Source organism: Caballeronia sp. ATUFL_M2_KS44 (assembly GCF_023630965.1).
GTDB lineage: Bacteria > Pseudomonadota > Gammaproteobacteria > Burkholderiales > Burkholderiaceae > Caballeronia > Caballeronia concitans.
Genome location: NZ_JALQEA010000028.1, coordinates 159,018 through 176,421, shown reverse-complemented (window position 1 = coordinate 176,421; position 17,404 = coordinate 159,018). Strand labels below are relative to the sequence as shown.

Annotated in this window: 17 protein-coding genes; 15 read left to right on the top strand and 2 right to left on the bottom strand. The window is 62.6% G+C overall.

What is annotated here, in order from left to right; translation table 11 throughout:
• Window positions 1-18 precede the first annotated feature (18 nt).
• The 15 genes from NCR39_RS13440 (at window position 19) to fliR (ending at window position 12,926) form a co-directional block, all read left to right on the top strand.
• Window positions 19-747 (top strand): flagellar hook assembly protein FlgD, encoded by a 729-nt coding sequence (locus NCR39_RS13440; RefSeq protein ID WP_250452612.1) that lies wholly within the window; start codon window positions 19-21, stop codon window positions 745-747.
• Between the two features lie 46 nt (window positions 748-793).
• The gene (gene flgE / locus NCR39_RS13435; RefSeq protein WP_250452611.1) at window positions 794-2,062 is read left to right on the top strand and encodes a flagellar hook protein FlgE; all 1,269 of its coding nucleotides are present in this window, start codon (window positions 794-796) and stop codon (window positions 2,060-2,062) included.
• A 37-nt stretch (window positions 2,063-2,099) separates the two neighbouring features.
• On the top strand, window positions 2,100-2,852 hold the full coding sequence (gene flgF, locus NCR39_RS13430) for a flagellar basal-body rod protein FlgF (RefSeq protein WP_250452610.1): 753 nt from the start codon (window positions 2,100-2,102) through the stop codon (window positions 2,850-2,852).
• 26 nt (window positions 2,853-2,878) lie between these two features.
• Window positions 2,879-3,667: a flagellar basal-body rod protein FlgG gene (gene flgG, locus NCR39_RS13425; RefSeq protein ID WP_040052864.1), complete on the top strand. Its 789-nt coding sequence runs from the start codon at window positions 2,879-2,881 to the stop codon at window positions 3,665-3,667.
• Between the two features lie 76 nt (window positions 3,668-3,743).
• Window positions 3,744-4,427, top strand: a complete 684-nt coding sequence (locus tag NCR39_RS13420; protein ID WP_250452609.1) for a flagellar basal body L-ring protein FlgH — start codon at window positions 3,744-3,746, stop codon at window positions 4,425-4,427.
• A gap of 2 nt (window positions 4,428-4,429) precedes the next feature.
• Window positions 4,430-5,557 carry a flagellar basal body P-ring protein FlgI gene (locus NCR39_RS13415; RefSeq protein WP_250452608.1) on the top strand — a complete coding sequence of 376 codons (1,128 nt, stop codon included), beginning with the start codon at window positions 4,430-4,432 and terminating at the stop codon, window positions 5,555-5,557.
• A gap of 12 nt (window positions 5,558-5,569) precedes the next feature.
• Window positions 5,570-6,628, top strand: coding sequence for a flagellar assembly peptidoglycan hydrolase FlgJ (flgJ, locus tag NCR39_RS13410; protein WP_250452607.1), 1,059 nt, complete (start codon window positions 5,570-5,572; stop codon window positions 6,626-6,628).
• 219 nt (window positions 6,629-6,847) lie between these two features.
• On the top strand, window positions 6,848-7,600 hold the full coding sequence (locus NCR39_RS13405; protein ID WP_250452606.1) for a flagellar brake protein: 753 nt from the start codon (window positions 6,848-6,850) through the stop codon (window positions 7,598-7,600).
• Window positions 7,601-8,372: 772 nt separating this feature from the next.
• Window positions 8,373-8,861, top strand: a complete 489-nt coding sequence (fliL, locus tag NCR39_RS13400; RefSeq protein ID WP_250452605.1) for a flagellar basal body-associated protein FliL — start codon at window positions 8,373-8,375, stop codon at window positions 8,859-8,861.
• A 37-nt stretch (window positions 8,862-8,898) separates the two neighbouring features.
• A complete protein-coding gene (gene fliM, locus NCR39_RS13395) occupies window positions 8,899-9,897 on the top strand; it encodes a flagellar motor switch protein FliM (protein ID WP_040052870.1) in 999 nt (332 codons plus the stop codon).
• Window positions 9,890-10,324, top strand: coding sequence for a flagellar motor switch protein FliN (fliN, locus tag NCR39_RS13390; RefSeq protein WP_250452604.1), 435 nt, complete (start codon window positions 9,890-9,892; stop codon window positions 10,322-10,324). The genes fliM and fliN overlap by 8 nt, the downstream gene beginning before the upstream one ends.
• Window positions 10,321-10,851, top strand: coding sequence for a flagellar biosynthetic protein FliO (gene fliO / locus NCR39_RS13385; RefSeq protein WP_250452603.1), 531 nt, complete (start codon window positions 10,321-10,323; stop codon window positions 10,849-10,851). The genes fliN and fliO overlap by 4 nt, the downstream gene beginning before the upstream one ends.
• A gap of 207 nt (window positions 10,852-11,058) precedes the next feature.
• Complete coding sequence (gene fliP / locus NCR39_RS13380) at window positions 11,059-11,841, top strand: flagellar type III secretion system pore protein FliP (RefSeq protein WP_040052873.1); 783 nt, start codon at window positions 11,059-11,061, stop codon at window positions 11,839-11,841.
• 10 nt (window positions 11,842-11,851) lie between these two features.
• Window positions 11,852-12,121 carry a flagellar biosynthesis protein FliQ gene (fliQ, locus tag NCR39_RS13375; RefSeq protein ID WP_008352562.1) on the top strand — a complete coding sequence of 90 codons (270 nt, stop codon included), beginning with the start codon at window positions 11,852-11,854 and terminating at the stop codon, window positions 12,119-12,121.
• Window positions 12,122-12,131: 10 nt separating this feature from the next.
• A complete protein-coding gene (gene fliR / locus NCR39_RS13370) occupies window positions 12,132-12,926 on the top strand; it encodes a flagellar biosynthetic protein FliR (RefSeq protein WP_250452602.1) in 795 nt (264 codons plus the stop codon).
• A 647-nt stretch (window positions 12,927-13,573) separates the two neighbouring features.
• On the opposite strand, the gene flgL is transcribed toward fliR, so the two are convergent.
• Both flgL and flgK read right to left on the bottom strand, forming a co-directional pair.
• The gene (gene flgL / locus NCR39_RS13365; protein ID WP_250452601.1) at window positions 13,574-14,812 is read right to left on the bottom strand and encodes a flagellar hook-associated protein FlgL; all 1,239 of its coding nucleotides are present in this window, start codon (window positions 14,810-14,812) and stop codon (window positions 13,574-13,576) included.
• Between the two features lie 11 nt (window positions 14,813-14,823).
• Window positions 14,824-16,767 (bottom strand): flagellar hook-associated protein FlgK, encoded by a 1,944-nt coding sequence (gene flgK / locus NCR39_RS13360; protein WP_250452600.1) that lies wholly within the window; start codon window positions 16,765-16,767, stop codon window positions 14,824-14,826.
• Between the last annotated feature and the right edge of the window lie 637 nt (window positions 16,768-17,404).

Genomic DNA, 17,404 nt, shown 5'->3' with positions numbered 1-17,404 from the left:
GACTCTGAGGATTAACCCGTGACCACCAACACCACGATCGGCAGCAACGGCACCACCGTGTCGCAGACGCTGCTCGACACCATGAACGGCGCGTCGAGCGCGTCGTCGTCATCCAGCAGCAGCACGAGCGGCACGTCCGGCACGTCCGCCTCGGATCTGCAGAACACGTTCCTGACGCTGCTCGTGACGCAGCTCAAGAACCAGGACCCGACCAATCCCGCCGACAGCTCGCAGATGACTTCGCAGCTCGCGCAGATCAACACCGTGTCGGGCATCGGCCAGTTGAACACGTCGCTCAGTTCGCTCGCGACGCAACTCTCCGCCGGCCAGTCGACGCAAGCCGCGCTGCTCATCGGCTCGAACGTGCTCGCGCCGGGCAACACGGTGAGCGTGTCGAGCGGCGCGTCGTCGAACTTCGGCGTGCAGCTCGCCAACGATGTCAGCGACCTGCAGATCGTCGTGAAGGACAAGTCGGGGAACATCGTCAACACGCTCGATCTCGGCGCGCAAGGCGCGGGCGTCGTGCCGGTATCGGGCTGGACGCCGGTCGATTCGAAGGGCGCCACGCTCGCGGACGGCAGCTACACGATCACCGCGCAAGGCACGATCAACGGCCAGCAGGCGACCGCCACGACGCTGTCGGCTTCGCAGGTGCAGAGCGTCGTGCAGATGTCGGGCGGCGCGCCGGGCCTCAAGCTCGCGAACGGTTCGACGGTCGCGCTGTCCAGCGTCGCCTCGATTCTTTGATTCCCTATTCCTTTGATGCCGGGACACGCCCGGCCGAGAGACAAACATGAGCTACCAACAAGCATTGAGCGGTCTGGGCGCCGCGTCGAGCGACCTCGATGTGATCGGCAACAACATCGCGAACGCGAATACCGTCGGCTTCAAGCAGGGCGCCGCGCAGTTCGCCGACATGTACGCGAGTTCCATGGCCACGGCCGTGTCGAACCAGATCGGCATCGGCACGCGCCTCGCGGAAGTGCAGCAGCAGTTCTCGCAAGGCACGATCACGACGACCAACCAGGCGCTCGACGTCGCCATCAACGGCAACGGTTTCTATCAGCTGTCGAACAACGGCTCGATCGTGTATTCGCGCAACGGCGTGTTCCATCTGGACGACAGCGGCAAGATCGTCAACTCGGCCGGCCTGCAACTGATGGGCTACGCAGCCGATTCGGGCGGCGTCGTCAACAGCGCGAGCACGGTGCCGCTCACGGTGCCGACCGCGAACATCGCGCCGAGCGCGACGAAGACGATCACCGCGGCGTTCAACCTGAACTCGCAGGACGCCGACAAGCCCGTTTCCGGCTTCGATCCGACCAACGGCAACACGTACAACGCATCGACTTCGGTGGATGTGTACGACTCGCTCGGCGGCACGCAGAAAGTGTCCGTCTACTTCACCAAGACCGACACCGGCACGTGGGAAGCGTATGCCGGCTACGGCGACCCCGTCTCGCAGCAAACCGACCTCGGCGCGGTGAGCTTCAATTCGTCGGGCGCGCTGACGGGCACGGCGTTGTCGTCCACGTCGACGTCGGGCGTGAGCGTGCCGTCGAGCGGCGGCACCAAGTTCACGTTCACGATTCCCAACGGCGCCGACAAGACGCCGGGCGCGACGCAGACGATCACGCTCGATCTGTCCGGCACGACCCAGTACGGCGCGACGAGCGGCCTGTCGAACCTGCATCAGGACGGCAACAGCACGGGCGAACTGACGGGCTTCACCGTCGGCACGGACGGCATGCTGACCGGCAACTACTCGAACGGCGAAACGAAGGCGCTCGGCCAGATCGCCATCGCGAACTTCAACAACCAGAACGGCCTGCAGAACCTCGGCGGCAACGTGTACGCGCAGACGGCGGCTTCGGGCGCGGCGCAAGTGGGCGTGCCCGGCTCGACGAACCACGGCACGCTGCAAGGCGGCGCGGTGGAAGACTCGAACGTGGACCTGACGAGCGAGCTCGTGAACCTGATCACCGCGCAGCGCAACTATCAGGCGAACGCGCAAACGATCAAGACGCAGCAGACCGTCGACCAGACGCTGATCAATCTGTAAGCAGCGTCCGCACGCATAGGAAACAGGAAAGCGATTCATGGACCGTCTGATCTACACCGCGATGACCGGCGCAAGCCAGTCGCTCGAGCAGCAAGCCGTCGTCGCGAACAACCTCGCGAACGCATCGACCACGGGTTTCAAGGCGCAGCTCGCGGCGTTCCGTCAGGTGCCGATGTCGTTCGAGAACCAGTCCGCCGACGGCTCGACGCGCACCTTCGTGCTCTCGTCGACGCCGACCGCCGACTACTCCGCCGGCCCGATCCAGCAGACCGGCAATCCGCTCGACGTCGCCATTCAGGGACCGGGCTGGCTCTCCGTGCAAACGGCGGACGGCGGCGAGGCGTACACGCGCGCGGGCAATCTGCACGTCGATCAGAACGGTCAGCTCGTCACGGCGAACAACCTGCCGGTGCTCGGCAACGGCGGCCCGATGTCGGTGCCGCCGGGCGCCGAAGTGACCATCGGGAAAGACGGCACGATCTCCGCGCTGATTCCGGGCGATCCGCCGACCGCCATCGCAACCGTCGATCAGTTGAAGCTCGTCAATCCCGATCCGGCGACGCTCACGCGCGGCGACGACGGCCTGTATCGCACCGCGAGCGGCGACCCCGCCGACGCGGACCCGAGCGTCGTCGTGGCCGGCGGCGCGCTCGAAGGCAGCAACGTGAATCCGGTCTCCGCGATGGTCTCGATGATCACCAACGCGCGCCAGTTCCAGATGCAGACGAAGCTCATGGAATCGGCGGACCAGAACGAACAATCGGCCAACAAGTTGCTTAACTTCTCCTAAGCGGCGAAGCACATCAGGAAACGAACATGAATCGCTCTCTTTACATCGCCGCGACCGGCATGAACGCGCAGCAAGCGCAGATGGACGTGATCTCGAACAACCTCGCGAACGTGGCCACCAACGGCTTCAAGGGTTCGCGCGCGGTGTTCGAGGACCTGCTGTATCAGACGACCCGCCAGCCGGGCGCGAACTCGACGCAGCAAACCGAACTCGCCTCGGGCATCCAGCTCGGCACCGGCGTGCAGCAAGTCGCGACCGAGCGCCTCTACACGCAGGGCAACCTGCAGCAGACGGGCAATTCGAAGGACGTCGCCATCAACGGGCAAGGCTTCTTTCAGGTGACGATGCCCGACGGCACCACCGCCTACACGCGCGACGGCTCCTTCCAGACCAACGCGCAAGGCCAGCTCGTGACGTCGAGCGGCTATCAGCTGAATCCGGCGATCACCATTCCGCAGAACGCGACGTCGATCACCATCGGCTCGGACGGCACGGTGTCGATCACGCAGCCGGGCACGACGGCCGCCACGAACGTCGGCGCCATTCAGCTCGCGACGTTCATCAACCCGGCCGGTCTCGAAGCGCGCGGCGAAAACCTGTTCTCCGAAACGGGCAGCTCGGGCGCGCCGAACGTGTCGCAGCCGGGACTGAACGGCGCGGGCTCGCTGCAGCAAGGCTACGTGGAAGCGTCGAACGTGAACGTGGTGCAGGAACTCGTCAACATGATCCAGACGCAGCGCGCGTACGAAATCAACAGCAAGGCCGTGACGACGTCCGACCAGATGCTGCAGACGCTCTCGCAAATGCAGGTTTAACCCTCTATTCGACAGATGGAATTCGCGAGGATGGCGTCACACTAGCGCTACATTTCGCATCAGACGAGTTATCAAGATGTCGCTTAAACACCTCCTCGCGCGTGCCTCGACGGCGGCGCTGGTTGCCGCGCTGGCCGCATGCGGCCTCGTGCCGAAAGAGCCGATCATCCAGCAGCCGATGACCGCGCGTCCGCCGCAGCCGCCTTCCGGCACGCGCTCGCCCGGCGCGATCTACAACGCGGGCTACGCGGGCCGGCCGCTTTTCGAAGACCAGCGGCCGCGCAATGTCGGCGACATCCTGACGATCGTGATTTCCGAAAACGTCAACGCGACGAAGTCGTCGGCGGCGAACACCAACCGCGGCGGCTCCGGCTCGTTCTCCGTGCCGACGACGCCCGGCATCTTCGGCGGTCTCTTCAACAACACGAATCTGTCGGCGACCGGCGCGAACAAGTTCACGGCGGCGGGCGGCGCGAGCGCGGCCAACACGTTCAGCGGCACGCTGACCGTGACCGTCACCGAAGTGCTGCCGAACGGGAACCTGATGGTGAGCGGCGAGAAGCAGATGCTCATCAACCAGGGCAACGAATTCGTGCGCTTCTCGGGCGTCGTCAATCCGACGACCATCTCGGGCAGCAACACCGTGTACTCCACGCAAATCGCCGACGCGAAGATCGAATATTCGGCGAAGGGCTATATCGACGAAGCGGAGAACATGGGCTGGCTCCAACGCTTCTTCCTCAACGTCGCGCCGTTCTGATCATGACTCCGCTCCAACGTTTCCTTTCGTTCTCGCTCGCGGCCGCGCTGGTCGCCATCGGCGCCGCGCAGCACGCGCATGCCGAACGTCTCAAGGATCTCGTCTCGTTCCAGGGCGTGCGCGACAACCCGCTGATCGGCTACGGCCTCGTCGTGGGTCTCGACGGCACCGGCGACCAGACCATGCAGACGCCGTTCACCACGCAGTCGCTCACGAACATGCTCGGCAACCTGGGCATCACCGTGAATCCGGCGACGACGCAGAACATGCAGTTGAAGAACGTCGCCGCCGTGATGGTGACCGCGACGCTGCCGCCGTTCTCGCGTCCCGGCGAAGCGATCGACGTGACCGTTTCGTCGCTCGGCAACGCGAAGAGCCTGCGCGGCGGCACGCTCCTCATGTCGCCGCTGAAGGGCGCGGACGGCCAGGTCTACGCGATGGCGCAGGGCAACCTCGTCGTCGGCGGCGCGGGCGCGAGCGCGAACGGCAGCAAGGTGCAGGTCAACCAGCTCGCGGTGGGCCGCATTTCCGGCGGCGCGATCGTCGAGCGCGCGGTGCCGACGGCGCTCCAGCAGCAAGGCGGCGTCATGCAGATGGAACTGCGCGAGATGGACTTCGACACGACGCAGCGCGTGGTCGCGGCGGTGAACAACCAGTTCGGCATGGGCACGGCGCTCGCGCTCGATGGCCGCACGATCCAGCTTCGCGCGCCGACGGACGCCGCCGAGCAGGTGTCGTTCATGGCGCAGTTGCAGAACATCGACGTGCGTCCGGCGCAGGCCGCCGCGAAGGTGATTCTCAACGCGCGCACCGGGTCCATCGTGATGAATCAGATGGTCACGCTGCAGAACTGCGCGGTCGCGCACGGGAATCTGTCGGTGGTCATCAACACGCAGACGGCGGTGAGCCAGCCGAACGCGCTCTCCAACGGGCAGACGGTGGCGGCGAAGCAGTCGCAGATTCAGCTCAAGCAGGATAGCGGCGCGCTCAAGATGCTGTCGGCGGGCGCGAATCTCGCGGATGTCGTGAAGGGGCTGAATGCGCTCGGCGCGACGCCCGCGGACCTGATTTCGATCCTTCAGTCGATGAAGGCGGCAGGCGCGCTGCGCGCCGACCTCGAAATCATCTAACGGGGGCGGCACATGAACTCGAATACGAACGGTATCGCCAGCACGCCGCTGGCATCGACCGATACGAGCGGACTGTCGAATCTCTCGAACCGGTTCGCGCTCGACACGCAGGGCTTCGATGCGCTGCGTGCGCAGGCCGGCGCGAATCCGCAGCAAGGTCTCAAGGCCGCCGCGCAGCAGTTCGACGCCGTCTTCACGCAGATGATGCTGAAGAGCATGCGCGACGCGACGCCATCCGACAGTCCGTTCGAATCGAACGATTCGAAGTCGTTCACGGCGATGCTCGACCAGCAGTTGTCGCAGCAGATGTCGTCGAAGGGCATCGGCGTGGCGGACATGATGCTCAAGCAACTGATGCGCAACGCCGGCGGCAAGGCCGACGCGAACATCATGGGCGGCGCGGGCGGCGCAAAGTCGATGAACGCGATGCAGGCGCTCGGCGGCATGTCGGGCGGCGGCGGCGATATCGAATCGAACGCGGGCAACATCGCCGCGATGAACGCGATGGCGAAAGCCTATGCGGCGGCGCAGGCGAACAAGAACGGCGGATCGCTCGGCGATGGCCGGGGTTATTCGGCGGCGAGTTCGCTGGACCCGCCCGCGCACGGCAACGGTTCGGACAAGGTGAATGCGTTCGTCGAGCGGCTGGCGGCGCCCGCGCAGGCGGCGAGCGCGGCGACGGGCATTCCGGCGCGCTTCATCATCGGTCAGGCGGCGCTCGAGTCGGGCTGGGGCAAGCGCGAGATCAAGCAGGCGAACGGCGAGACGACTCACAACATTTTCGGCATCAAGGCGACGAGCAACTGGACAGGCAAGACGGTCAACGCGGTGACGACGGAGTATGTGAACGGCCAGCCGAAGAAGGTGGTGGAGCGCTTCCGCGCCTACGATTCATACGAAGATGCGCTGACGGATTACGCGAGCTTCATCAAGAGCAATCCGCGTTATGCGCCGGTGGTGGAAGCGTCGCGCGACGTCGCGGGCTTCGCGCACGGCATGCAGAAGGCGGGCTACGCGACGGACCCGCAGTACGCGAAGAAGCTCATTTCGATCATGAAGCAGATCGTTTGACCAAGCGCGGTTCGAGGCAGTTGCGGGGCGCCCGGAGGGTGCAAACGTTTTACGTCGAAGGGGACGGCGCACCACACAGAAATTTCTCGACGGCCCCTAAACTTTTCATGAGGCATGCCGCTAACTCGTGGACGACAGTGCCGGATCGACGGGGTCCGGTTCGCCGAACGGCGTAAAAAAGACCGGCGATGCGAGGGCAAAATGAACACGGCCAGCACCATGAATACCAATCACAAGCATGAATTAGCCGATGACGAGATCGACCACGAAGTGGATTTCGGGCGTCGGAATCCGCTGGAGATCGGCGTATCGCTGCGCAATCTGGCGAATCGCGGGGATTTTCTGACGGCGCAATATGGCGACGGGCAGATCGTCACGCGGCTGCTGGATGTCGATGTGACGTCGCACCGGTTCACGTTCGACTGGGGCGGCGTGGCGGAGCAGAATCGCGATGTGCTGCGTGCGCAGAAGCTCGTTTTTCATGCGGCGCCGGAGGGCGTTCGCGTGGAGTTCACGACGGGCGCGGCGCGCGAGACCGTGTTCGATGGCCGGCCGGCGTTCGAGGCGGAGTTTCCGCCGGTGTTGTACTACATGCAGCGTCGCGAGTATTTCCGCGTCGAGGCGCCGGTGCTGGATCCGTATATTTGCAGCGGCTCGTTGCCCGATGGCGACCGGTTCCGCTTCGAGGTGCACGATTTGTCGCTGGGCGGCGTGGCGTTGCGCACGATGGACGAGCGCGTCGCGGATATGGAAATGGGCGTCGTGATTCAGGATGCTGAATTGCACTTCACCGCTACGGGCAAGGTGACGCTCGATCTCAAGCTGGTTTCGCATCGCGAGACGGTTACGCCGAAGGGCGATCGGCGGTTCACGCTCGGGTTCAAGTTCGTTTCAATGCCGGGGTCGGCGGAGAATACTCTCCAGCGCCTCATTACTCAGTTGGAAATGAAGCGGCGTTCGTTGGTCAGGTGAGGGTTTTTTTGCCCCTCTTTGCCGGGGCGGGCTTTTATTCGTTACTTCGTTTTCACGCGTCGGTCTATTAGCACGCCCCTCCCCGGGGCGGGGGTCACTTTCTTTGCTGCTGCAAAGAAAGTAACCAAAGAAAGCAGCTTTCCGGGCCCAAAGCACCTAAGCCGTGAGCACTCCGTAGCACCACGTTGGCACTCAGCTTCAATCAACCCTGAATCACCTTCCGCGCCCGCTGAGCGCCACCCCATGCGAGCCCCCGGGCTCGACAACACCATCGCGTACTAGCGCCCACGCAAAACTCAAAGACTCCACCCAGCAACCGCAAACGACGCTATGAGCCAAGTTCGCACGCATTGATCGCGGCGATGAGTAGGTTCGGTGAAATTCGTCCTTTCAAGTGGCGCGTTGCAAACCAATGGTTTTGTCGAGCCCGGGGGCTCGCAAGGGCTGGCGCTCAGCGGGCGCGGAAGGCGATTCAAGGTTGCGTCAAGCTGAGTGCCAACGTGGGTCTACGGAGTGCAACATCGAAAAACGGAGTGCGGGCGAAAAAGCTGCTTTCTTTGGTTACTTTCTTTGCAGCAGCAAAGAAAGTGACCCCTGCCCCGGGGAGGGGCGCACTAATAGACCGACGCGAAAAGAACTAGCCCCCCAACAAAACCCCCAAACCGCGCTCCAGTGCAAAACCCAAAGATAGCCCCAAATCTCCCCTCTATTCCCCCCATCACAACCTTACGCGATAGCGAACAATGCATCCTATCGAAAGAGGCACGCATTCATGGCTACCACGACCGCAAACCAGCAACCCATCGTTCCCGCTAAAAGCGGCAAACTCAAGCGCATCCTGATCATCGCGATCGGCGCAATCGTCCTGCTCGGCGCGGGCGCCGGCGGCGCCTACTTCCTGCTCGGAAAATCCGGCCACGCGAGCAAGCCCGCACCGCCGCCGCCGCCCGTGTTCTTCCCGCTCGATTCGCTCACCGTCAACCTGCAAGCCGACGACGGCATCATGCATTACCTGCGCGTCGGCCTGACGCTCAAGCTCAAGGAAGAGAAAGCGCAGGCCGCGCTCACCGAACGCATGCCCGAAATCCGCAGCCGCGTGCTGCTCATCCTCTCGGGCAAGCACCCGGAAGACCTCGCGACCATCGACGGCAAACGCAAGCTCGCCGCCGAACTGCGCAGCGCCGTCGAAAGCATCGCCAACTCGCCCGAACATCCGGCGCACGTCGATGAAGTGCTGTTCACCGAATTCGTCGTCCAGTAAGCCCACGGCATCCCATCTTTAAGGAACGAACAGAGTCATGGGCCACGAAGAGTTCATGTCGCAAGAGGAGGTCGATGCCCTCCTCAAGGGCGTCACCGGCGAAATCGACCAGGTCTCCGACGAGAACAAACCCGTCGGTGTGCGTCCCTACAACATCGCGACGCAGGAACGCATCGTACGCGGCCGGATGCCCGGCCTCGAAATCATCAACGACCGCTTCGCGCGACTCATGCGCGTCGGCATCTTCAACTTCATGCGGCGCTCGGCGGAAATCTCCGTCGGCCCCGTGAAAGTGCAGAAATACAGCGAATTCACGCGCAATCTGCCCATCCCGACGAACCTGAACCTCGTCCACGTCAAGCCGTTGCGCGGCACGTCGCTCTTCGTGTTCGATCCGAACCTCGTGTTCTTCGTCGTCGATAACCTCTTCGGCGGCGACGGGCGGTTCCACACGCGCGTCGAAGGCCGCGAGTTCACGCAGACCGAGCAGCGCATCATCCACAAGCTGCTCAACCTCGTGTTCGAGCACTACGCGGCCTCGTGGCGCAGCGTGCGTCCGCTGCAATTCGAATACATGCGCTCGGAAATGCACACGCAGTTCGCGAACGTCGCGACGCCCAACGAGATCGTCATCGTGACGCAATTCACGATCGAATTCGGCTCGACGGGCGGCACGCTGCACATCTGCTTCCCGTACTCGATGATCGAGCCGATCCGCGACGTGCTCTCCTCGCCCATTCAAGGCGAAGCGCTCGAAGTAGACCGCCGCTGGGTCCGCGTGCTGTCGCAGCAGGTGCAATCGGCGGAAGTGGAGCTGACGGTGGATCTCGCGGAGGTTCGATCGTCGTTCGAGAAGCTGCTCAACATGCGCGTGGGCGATGTCTTGCCGATCGACATCCCCGAGCAGGTCGTCGCCAAGGTGGACGGCGTGCCCGTGATGGAATGCGGCTACGGAATTTTCAATGGTCAATACGCGCTGCGCGTCCAGAAGATGATCAGCGCAAGCGATTCCCCGAAGGAAGGTAGTTATGAGTGATTTGATGCAGGAAGGCACGCAGCCCGGCGCGACCGTTTCGACGGACGACGAAATGGCCATGGACGACTGGGCGGCCGCGCTCGCCGAACAGAACGGCAACGAAGCACCGGCCGCATCCGCCGGCGTGTTCCAGCCGCTTTCGAAGGCCGCGCCCCCGTCGACGCGCAACGACATCGAGATGATTCTCGACATCCCCGTGCAGATGACGGTGGAACTCGGCCGCACGAAGATCGCGATCCGCAACCTGCTGCAGCTCGCGCAAGGCTCGGTGGTGGAACTCGACGGTCTCGCCGGCGAACCGATGGACGTGCTCGTGAACGGCTGTCTCATCGCGCAGGGCGAAGTGGTCGTCGTGAACGATAAATTCGGTATTCGCCTGACGGACATCATCACGCCGTCCGAACGTATCCGGAAGCTGAATCGATGAAACGCCTCGCCGCTGGTTCGTTGTTCGCCGTACCGCTTCTGGCCGTACCGCTTTTCGCCCGTGCCGCCGACATGAACGCGGTGAATCACGCGGCGCAGATCGCATCGGGCGTGGGCGCGGGAAGCGCGGTGCCGTCGCTCGGCTTCGGCGCGGTGCTGCAGACGCTCTTCGGGCTCGTCATCGTGATCGGCTTCGTGTTCGGCTGCGCGTGGCTCGCCCGCAAGTTCGGCTTTCAGGGCGGCAAGCGAAGCGGTCTCGTGAAGGTGGTGGGCGGCGCATCGCTCGGCAACAAGGAACGCGTGGCGGTCGTCGAGGTGGGCGATACGTGGCTCGTGCTCGGCGCGGGGCCCGGCAACGTGCGGCTTCTGCATACGATGCCCGCCGGATCCGCCGAAGCCGATGGCATCGGCAATCAGGTGCCGACGCCCGCGCAAACGTTGCCAGGCTCGTTCGGCCAGCGCTTTCGCGATGCGCTCGCGGGCGAAGCCAACAAGCGCATGCAGAAGTTCGTCGGCGGCGGAAAGTAAGTCGAAGCAACGCAGCGGCGACAAGGCGCGCGGTCCGCGAGGATCGCGCGCTTTTGCTTTTGTGCCCTGAAAAAAGGACTCGAACGCATGCGGCAATAGAACGAGTTAGCCCCGAATTGCCCTTCTTTTCGCGCCATCGTTTGCGGGTTGCGTGGTCAACAATGCAGCCTGTCGATCAAGACTACGGTTCGTAGGCAGGAGCAAGTCATGCAGGTCAGTCGTAACATCGTGCGCGCAGTGAAGGTTGGAGCGAAGGTCGCGCTGCCCGTTGTCATCGCGTTGATGCCGTACGCGGCGTTCGCGCAAAGCACGGCGGGTCTGCCCGCCTTCAACACGAGTCCCGGCCCCAACGGCGGCACGACGTATTCGCTCAGCGTGCAGACGATGCTGCTGCTGACGATGCTCTCGTTCCTCCCCGCGATGGTCCTGATGATGACGAGCTTCACGCGCATCATCATCGTGCTGTCGCTGTTGCGTCAGGCGCTCGGCACGTCGAGCACGCCGCCGAATCAGGTGCTCGTCGGCCTCGCGCTTTTTCTCTCGTTCTTCGTGATGTCGCCGGTGCTCGACCGCGCATACAACGACGCATACAAGCCCTTTTCCGAAGGCACCATTGCGATGGATCAGGCGATGACGCGCGGCGTCGCGCCCTTCAAGCAGTTCATGCTGAAGCAGACGCGCGAATCGGATCTCGCGCTTTTCGCCCGCATTTCCAAGGCTCCGCCGATGAACGGCCCCGAGGACGTGCCGCTTTCGCTGCTGGTGCCGTCGTTCGTCACGAGCGAACTGAAGACGGGCTTTCAGATCGGCTTCACGATCTTCATTCCGTTTCTCATCATCGACATGGTGGTGGCGAGCGTGCTCATGTCGATGGGCATGATGATGGTTTCGCCGTCCACGATCGCGCTGCCGTTCAAGCTGATGCTGTTCGTGCTCGTCGATGGCTGGCAGTTGCTGATCGGCTCGCTCGCGCAGAGCTTCGTTTCGTAAGGACACGCAGATGACACCCGAATCCGTCATGACGATGGCGCATCAGGCGATGTATGTCGCCTTGTTGCTGGCTGCGCCGTTGTTGCTGGTGGCGCTCGTCGTCGGTCTGGTGGTGAGCCTCTTTCAGGCGGCCACGCAGATCAACGAATCGACGCTGTCGTTCATTCCGAAGCTGATTGCCGTCGCGGTGACGCTGGTGATCGCCGGTCCGTGGATGCTTTCGACGCTGCTCGATTACATGCGTCACGTGTTCACCATCACGCCCGCGATCACGGGCTGAGATCGCCGCGATGTTTTCCGTCACTTATGCGCAGCTAAATGGCTGGCTGACCGCGTTCCTGTGGCCGTTCGTGCGGATTCTCGCGCTCGTGGCCACCGCGCCGGTGCTGAGCCACATGGCCATTCCGATGCGCGTGAAGATTGCGCTTGCTGCGTTCGTCACGCTGATCGTCGCGCCGACGCTGCCGGCGATGCCGCAGGCGACGGTGTTTTCCGCGGCGGGCGTGTGGATCATCGTCAATCAGTTCTTGATCGGCGCGGCCATCGGCATGACGATGCAGATTGCATTCGCGGCTATCGATGCGGCGGGCGAGTTCATCGGCCAGCAAATGGGCCTGGGATTCGCGATGCTTTACGATCCGCGCGAAGGCGGCAATGCGGTGGTGATATCGCGATACCTCAATACGCTCGCGATGCTCGCCTTTCTCGTTTTCGATGGGCATCTGCAGTTGATCAGTGCGCTCATCACCACGTTTCAGAACGTGCCCGTCGGGGCGAATGTCGTGGCGTCTGCGGCTCATGCGCAGGGCTGGCGGGTTTTGGTCGGCTACGGCGCGAGTATCTTTGCAACGGGCTTGTTGCTCGCACTTCCGGTGGTCGCGGCGCTCTTGATCGCCAATCTCGCTTTGGGGATTCTTAATCGCGCTGCGCCGCAGATCGGGATCTTTCAGGTCGGGTTTCCTGTGACGATGCTCGTCGGGTTGCTGCTTCTGCAGCTCATGGTGCCCAACCTCCTGCCGTTCTTTCTTCGAATCTTCGATTCAGGGATTGAACAGGTGGGGCGTATTGCACAGGGGTTTTTTTAGTTTCTTCTTTCTTCGTTTTTTGTTTCTTCGATTATTCGCGTCGGTCTATTAGCACGCCCCTCCCCGGGGCGGGGGTCACTTTCTTTGCTGCTGCAAAGAAAGTAACCAAAGAAAGCAGCTTTTTGGGCCCAAAGCACCAAATCTCTGGCCACTCCGTAGAAGCAGATTGGCACTCAGCTTGAACCAACCCTGAATCACCCTCCGCGCCCGCTGAGCGCCACCCCATGCGAGCCCCCGGGCTCGACAACACCATCGCGTACTAGCGCCCACGCAAACTCAAAGACTCCACCCAGCAACCGCAAACGACGCTATGAGCCATAGTTCGCACGCATTGATCGCGGCGATGAGTAGGTTCGGTGAAATTTGTCCGTCGAGTGGCGCGTTGCAACCCAATGGTTTTGTCGAGCCAGGGGGCTCGCATGGGGTGGCGCTCAGCGGGCGCGGAAGGTGATTCAAGGTTGCGTCAAGCTGAGTGCCAACGTGTTTCTACGGAGTGGCCAGAGAGTCAGTGCTTCGGGCCTGAAAAGCTGCTTTCTTTGGTTACTTTCTTTGCAGCAGCAAAGAAAGTGACCCCCGCCCCGGGGAGGGGCGCACTAATAGACCGACGCGAAAACAAGTTCACCGGCCCAACAAAGCGCCAGCAAAAATCAACTGCCCAAGTAATCGAACAACGACATCTTTTGAATCTGAGTAAAAGCCATCTGCGCAGCCTGCAGCGACGACTGCGTCAACTCATAAGAGCTAATAGCCGATACCAGATCGATACTTGTCAAATTCGCAAGATCCGACGATGTCTGCGTCTGCGTCGTCTGCATCGCAGTCTGCGTCGACTGCACTTCCTGTTCACGTCCGCCGACCACCGTCTGCGTCGACAGCACGTTGTTGAACGTATTGCTGATCTTCGTGCCCGCCGTCGTCAGCGCATTCTGCAACGCCGTCTGCGCGCCCGGCGTACTCGTCGGCTGCTTCAGCGCATTCACGAGATTGTCCAGCGTCGCGAAAATATCGTTGTTGTCCTTCGTCGCCGGCAGCACCGTGAACGTGTCATTGTTCGCGGGCGCGCCGTCGATCGTCACCTTCTGGCCGCCCAGCGTGATATCCGTCTTGCCCGTGTACGCGGTCGGCGTCGTCGGCAACGATGAATCCGCAGGCGTCGCCGTCACCGTGTAAGTCGTCGCGCCGGACGTGGCATCGACGGCGAACTTGATCGAGTACGTGCTCGCGTTGTTCGGATTGCTCGTGTCTTCCATGCTCACGGCGCTGATCGTGCCCGTGCCCGTGTTGCTCTTGTCCGCGCTCGATACCGGATCGCTCTCAGTCGGCGATACGCTCCTGAAAATCGATGCGCCCGAGTCGCCCACGGCAATCGATCGCCCTTCGCTGATCTGCACCGTGCGCTGACCGAAATCGCCCGAATACGTCGTGCCCACGCCCGACGGATCATCCGAGAACGGCTGCGTGCCGCCCTTCAGGCCCGAGAAGATGTAGTTGCCGTTGCTGTCCGTGGTATTGGCCAGGCTCATCAGCTGATCGCGATAACCCTTGATCGCATCGGCAATGGCGGAGCGGTTCGCATCATTGAGCGATCCGTCGCCCGCCTGCACGAGCTTCGACTGAATGCTCTGCATCACGTTGCTCACGTCGCCGAGCGTCGAGTCTTCCTGCTGCAACGACGAAAGCGCCGTCGTCTGGTTCGTGCCGTATTGCGAAAGCGCGCCGCTCTTCAACGTGAGCTGCACGGCCTGCGCGGCGCCGAGCGGATCGTCGGATGCGGTCAGAATCCGCTTGCCCGCCGAGATCTGCTGATACATCGACGCGAGCGTGCTCTGCTGGTCGCTCATCGAAGCGACGTTCAGGTTGAAGTACTGGGAACTGGAAATACGCATCGCGGTTCGCCTTAATTGAAGATGCCAAGCAACGTCTGGAACAGGCTCGACGCCGTTTGAATGACCTTGCTGTTCGCCTGGTAAAGCTGCTGGTACTGGATCAGATTCGCCGCTTCCTCGTTCAGGTTCACGCCCTGCACGGATTGCTGCGCCGTCGTCGCCTGATTGAGCAGCGCGGTCTGCGACGAACTCGTCGCCTTGAGCTGGTTCGTCTGATTGCCGATGGTGTTCACGTAAGCCGCATACGAGCTCGTGAGCGTCTCGCTGCCGCCGTCGAGCGACTTCGTCGAGACGAGATTCGCCATCGTGAGCGCGTTGCTGCCGTCGCTCGTGCCGCCCTTGTTCGGCGCGATGCTGAACGTGTCGGTGTCGGCGGGCGTGCCGCTGATCGTCGCGCTCACGCCGTTCGACGTGACCGTCATGCCCTTCGATGCATCGTAGGGAATCGTCGAGTTCGCGGCGTACGTGGTGCCGCCCACGGTGACATCCACATTCGACGTGAAGCCGGACGCCGCCTTGTCGTACGTGAGCGTGATGCCCGATCCCGACGGCATGGTGTAGCCCGCCGTGACCGTCGCCGACGAGATCGACGCCGTGCCGGTATTTCCCGTCGACGCCGACGCCACCGCCGGCGACGCCGCCGCGATCGCGCTGGCGCTTGTCGTCGCGAGCGCGAAGTTGTCGAGCGCGCTGCGCGTCGGCTGGATGGTGAACGAATCGCCCGGTTGCATCGACCCCGACACGGTGATGTTCAGGCCCGCGACCGTGCCGTTGCCGGCGGCTGCCGAAAAGCTGCCGACCGCTTTGCCCGATGCGCCGTCCGTCACCTGATAGTCGGTGCCGTCGTAGGTGACGGTGTAGTCGCTCGTGCTCGGCTGCGTCGCATCGGCGAACGAGACGGACAGGTTGCCGCTGCCTTTGTTGCGCGCGTCGGCGTAGACGGTGGGCTCGCCCGTCGAGAAGAGTGCGCCGCCCGCGTTGCCGTTGAGATCGAGGCCGAGCGCGTTCTGGCCGTTCAGTTGCGCGGCGAAGCTGGTCGCGATCGCGCCGAGCTGGGCCTGCGCGGGATCGAGCGTCTGGCTGCGGAAGGAGACCAATCCGCCGACGACGCCGCCGGTGAGCGCGGAGTTATCGACATATTGCGTTTGCGCGGGAGTCGTCGCGGAGCCGTCGCGGCTCTTGAACGCGACGGTCAGCTCGCTCGGGTCCGTCGGCGACGCCACGGTTTGCAGCCCGTATTGCGTATTGCCGACGACGAGCGGCTGCCCGTTGCCGATGAACACGTTGTAGTTGCCGTCCTGCTGCACGACTTGCACGCCGATCATCGAGCTGAGGCTGGTGACGGCCTGATCGCGCTGATCGAGCAGCTGGTTGGGCTGCTGCCCCGACGCGCTCGCGATGCTGATCTGCTTGTTGAGATCGGAAATCTGCTGCGCGTAGCCGTTGATCGACGATACGGCGCTGGTCAGTTGCGTGTTGACGCTTTGGCGCAGTTGATCGTACGTCTGGCCGGCGGACGTCAGTTGATCGGCGAGCGTTTGCGCGCTGCTGACGAGCGACTGGCGCGACGCGGAGGTATTGGCCGAATTCGCCACCGATTGCAGGCCGGAGAAATAGCTGCTGATGCCTGCGGCGATGCCTTGCGTCGGGTCGCCGACGAGGTTGTTCAGTTGCGAGATGAGCGTGTAATACGTGTTGGCTGCGCTGCTGGACGATTGCGTGTTGTTGACTTGCGTCGTGAGGTACTGGCTGTACTGGCGCGAGACGGTGGCGGTTTGCACGCCGGTGCCGAGGTAGCCCGAGCCGGTGTATTGTCCCGACGATTCCTGATACTCGACCTTTTCGAGCGTATAGCCCGGCGTGGCCGCGTTGCTGATGTTCTGGCCGGTCGTCGTCAGGCCCCATTGGGCGGCATTCAAGCCCGACAGGCCGATGTTGAAAATGTTGTTGGACATTTGGACGGGGTTCCTTTTTCTTTCCGGCTACCGCCGGGCGGGTTTTTTCCGCTCGCGGTTGAGGTTGAACTTGATATCGGCCGGAGCGGCCTTGGGCTTTAAGGTTCTTTTTCTTTCTTTCTTTCTTTCTTTCTTTTGTTTCTTCGTTTTCACGCGTCGGTCTATTAGCACGCCCCTCCCCGGGGCGGGGGTCACTTTCTTTGCTGCTGCAAAGAAAGTAACCAAAGAAAGCAGCTTTTCGGGCCCAAAGCACCTAAGCCGTGAGCACTCCGTAGCACCACGTTGGCACTCAGCTTGAAACAACCTTGAATCACCTTCCACGCCCGCTGAGCGCCACCCCATGCGAGCCCCCGGGCTCGACAACACCATCGCGTACTAGCGCCCACGCAAAACTCAAAGACTCCGCCCAGCAACCGCAAACCACGCGTCACGAATAACGCTACGAACCAAGTCTTCCTGATTGATGGCGCGATGAGTAGGTTCTGGATGAAATTTGCCCTTCGAGTGGCGCGTTGCAAACCAATGGTTTTGTCGAGCCCGGGGGCTCGCATGGGGTGGCGCTCAGCGGGCGCGGAAGGTGATTCAAGGCTGTGTCAAGCTGAGTGCCAACGTTTTTCTACGGAGTGCACCGTCAGAA